We start from the raw sequence: 1,237 nt of genomic DNA, 5'->3' as shown, positions 1-1,237 counted from the left end.
TGGCAGTTGCACCGGTGACGGCCGAGCCGCTGCTGGGGGACACCGGGGCGACGGTCGAGCCGGCGCCGGAGGGCGCAGCGGAGGGCTTGCCCTGGGCCGCGGGGGCAGCCGCCGGGGTGGCCGTGGGGGTGCTGGTCGCGGCAGTGGCCACTCCCCCCACGGTCGCGATGGTTGCGGCTGCGGCGGCGATGAGCACGATCGGGCGGATACGCATGAATCCGTGTCCTTTCCTGCGGGCGTCCGGTTTGATGCCCGCGCCCCTGAACGCCGCCCGATGCCCGGCAGGTCGCACCCCGCACACGTGATCCAGGTCATAGGCCGCGGGTGCGACCCTGGGACGGCGCTCGTGCGTACAGGCCGGGAGGCTCCGCCCAGGTCGCACGGCTCCACCACCGCGGCCGAGGAGTGCTTCCTCGCGAGCCGTCTGTGCCGCGAGCTGACGGACAGCCCCGGAGGAGAGGCCCTTGATGACGCCACAGGAGTTCGACGCGTTCTACGCTGCGTCCTTCTCCCGCCTGACCGGGCAGCTCTACGCGCTGACCGGCAACTGGTCCGAAGCACAGGACGTGGTCCAGGAGGCCTTCATCCGCGCGTGGGACCGACGGCGCACCTTCGACCCGAACAGCGCCCCGGAGGCATGGATCCGGACCACGGCCCGGCGGCTGGCCCTCTCCCGCTGGCGACGTCTGGCCCGCGGCCTGCACCTGGCCGGGCGCCACCACCGCCAAGAACCACCCACCGTCGAGCCGCCCACCGAGGAGCACCTGATGCTGGTCACCGCGCTCCGCGACCTGCCCGAGGCACAGCGGAGCGCCCTGGTCCTGCACCACATGTGCGACCTCTCCGTCGAGCAGGTCGCGGCCGAGACCGGCGCCAGCATCAGCGCCGTCAAGAGCCGCCTCGCCCGCGGTCGTTCCGCACTAGCGGCCAAACTCGCCGACCAGTCCCCCACCAGCGAGGAAGGAAAGCTCCGTGTCTGACCCCGTCCACGACACCCTCGGCGACCGGCTGCGGCTGCTCGGCTCGCAGCTTCCCGCACCGGCCCTGCCCGCTGCGGAGGTCCGCCGACGCGCCGACCGGCGCCGCCACCGCCGGCACGTCCTCACCGCGACCGCCGCCACCGCCTGCATCGCGGCCGTCGTATGCCTGGCACTCCCGTCCGCGCCGCACTCGCCGGGCCCACGACAAGGCGCAGCCACCACAGCCGCCCCCTCCGTGTCGGCTTCCCCCTCCCAGC

2 protein-coding genes and 1 pseudogene are annotated in these 1,237 nt (G+C 73.9%); 2 read left to right on the top strand and 1 reads right to left on the bottom strand.

The window, feature by feature from the left end; all coding sequences use genetic code 11:
• Positions 1–214: pseudogene (locus ACZ7BZ_RS38345) on the bottom strand (hypothetical protein); the annotation flags it as partial.
• 253 nt (positions 215–467) lie between these two features.
• Between ACZ7BZ_RS38345 and ACZ7BZ_RS38340 the strand changes: the two are divergent.
• Together ACZ7BZ_RS38340 and ACZ7BZ_RS38335 are read left to right on the top strand one after the other, a co-directional pair.
• On the top strand, positions 468–980 hold the full coding sequence (locus ACZ7BZ_RS38340; protein ID WP_380461970.1) for a SigE family RNA polymerase sigma factor: 513 nt from the start codon (positions 468–470) through the stop codon (positions 978–980).
• Positions 973–1,237 (top strand): hypothetical protein (locus ACZ7BZ_RS38335; RefSeq protein ID WP_470362420.1); only part of this gene is annotated, 265 nt, incomplete at its 3' end. The genes ACZ7BZ_RS38340 and ACZ7BZ_RS38335, both read left to right, overlap by 8 nt.

This window comes from Kitasatospora sp. NPDC036934 (assembly GCF_055608425.1).
The sequence above is the reverse complement of the archived record's forward strand: the minus strand, read 5'-3'. Positions and strand labels throughout refer to the sequence as shown.

Coding starts and splice junctions, on each gene's coding strand:
- ACZ7BZ_RS38340 (WP_380461970.1), top strand. CDS start 468: ATGACGCCACAGGAGTTCGACGCGTTCTACGCTGCGTCCTTCTCCCGC.